Raw genomic sequence first — 1477 nt, forward strand, 5'->3', positions numbered from 1 at the left:
ATAAGTACCCTACAAATTTGCCTAAGACTGTAGGCCTATTTTGTTATACCTTTTTTTAGCTTCGGGGACTCTGTTGTTTTCACAATAACCGTCCCTCTGCATCCCCCATGGTGCGTCGACTAGCCCCAAATCAAGGCAGTTTTACAGATCAATCACAGGTGATTTAAATAAATAAGTCAATTTTAATATAAGTCAAGCCTGACCCCAAGACCTCACCAAGACCCCAAGACCCCATGATGATGCCAACCTTTGTAAAAAGATTGACATCATAAAACTTTTGTTTTTTCTACTGTCTACTTGACAGGGGGCGCTTCAAATATCTTAATAGCGGGGTTTCTACACTTTGCGACGATATCACAGTATCAGGTATGATATCGCCGTTTATTTTATATCACTTGGAAGTTTTTATCTATAAAATCTTAGTATCCTTTTGTATTCTCGAATTTACATTAATTGCTGTTTCATTATTTAGAAGTTATTTGTACTTAGTAATAAGTTTAGCTATATCAATTATTAGCTGGCGCTGTTCCGGAGGGAAGTCTTTAAGAAACTGGGCTATATCAGATTTAAGATAATCTTTTGTAGCGTAGGAAACACCAGTAATAAAGTAGCCTGGATCAGTGTCTAGCAGACTTGCTATGCGTATTAGCATTTCCAGACTGAGTTTCGTTTTACCGTTTTCTACTTGGCTTATATAGACGGTAGAAACTTCCAGATTCTCAGCAAGCTTTTCTTGTGTAAAATGTTTTTGTTTGCGTATTTTTTTTATTCGCTGCCCAATGGCATGGTAGTCAATATACATACAACATCACCTAGCTTAACTATATCAATGGCAAAAAAATGTTTACATATAGTTATTGCTTAAAATTAAGTTATAAGTTAAAATTAATTAATGGATTAATTTTAAGTGTGGAAATTGGTTTTTGATATTTGGTGACCTCTCTTGTATTCTGGCAAATAGAGGGGGCAAGTCTAAGTGTTTTACAATCATGCATGTTTCATACTTACAAATCACTTAACGATAAGCAGTGGGATTATCTCATTAGAACAAACCCAAGATTTCAAAGATCTTTTGGTAAGAGCCGATCAAGCTTTGTATAAAACCAAGGAACGAAAGAATGTGATTGTTATGGTAAATGGCTTGTGAAAATTAAGGGCCTAAACTTTAAAGAACAAGAAACTAACTTATATGAGAGAATCCGGGAATTATCTGATGAATTTGATCGGCAGAATAAAGCAGGAAAAGATATAACAGATATTGCCCAAAGACTTGAAAAAGTTTTGGAAGAATTTTTATTGTTCCGGCAGTAGAAAAGGAGGAAACAGTTCCCTTGTATCTATAGATAAATATATATTGGGAATGAGTACGTTAGAAATAGCCATAAATCTTAATCGGAGACACATTGCACCGCCTTATAGTGGTAAGCGGAATAAATATGGTTGGTCTCATGTTACCGTTCATTGACTATTAATCAGC

The 1477-nt window shown here is 35.1% G+C and carries 3 protein-coding genes; 2 read left to right on the forward strand and 1 reads right to left on the reverse strand.

What is annotated here, in order from left to right:
- Positions 1–475 precede the first annotated feature (475 nt).
- On the reverse strand, positions 476–802 hold the full coding sequence (locus BLR65_RS28805; RefSeq protein WP_093798277.1) for a helix-turn-helix domain-containing protein: 327 nt from the start codon (positions 800–802) through the stop codon (positions 476–478).
- Positions 803–976: 174 nt separating this feature from the next.
- On the opposite strand from BLR65_RS28805, the gene BLR65_RS31975 reads away from it, so the two are divergent.
- Positions 977–1147, forward strand: coding sequence for a diguanylate cyclase domain-containing protein (locus BLR65_RS31975; RefSeq protein WP_143122712.1), 171 nt, complete (start codon positions 977–979; stop codon positions 1145–1147).
- Positions 1144–1311: a hypothetical protein gene (locus tag BLR65_RS30325; protein ID WP_169716785.1), complete on the forward strand. Its 168-nt coding sequence runs from the start codon at positions 1144–1146 to the stop codon at positions 1309–1311. The genes BLR65_RS31975 and BLR65_RS30325 overlap by 4 nt, the downstream gene beginning before the upstream one ends.
- Positions 1312–1477 lie beyond the last annotated feature (166 nt).

The organism is Sporomusa acidovorans (genome assembly GCF_900101845.1).
Lineage (GTDB): Bacteria > Bacillota > Negativicutes > Sporomusales > Sporomusaceae > Sporomusa > Sporomusa acidovorans.

Coding starts and splice junctions, on each gene's coding strand:
- BLR65_RS28805 (WP_093798277.1), bottom strand. CDS start 802: ATGTATATTGACTACCATGCCATTGGGCAGCGAATAAAAAAAATACGC.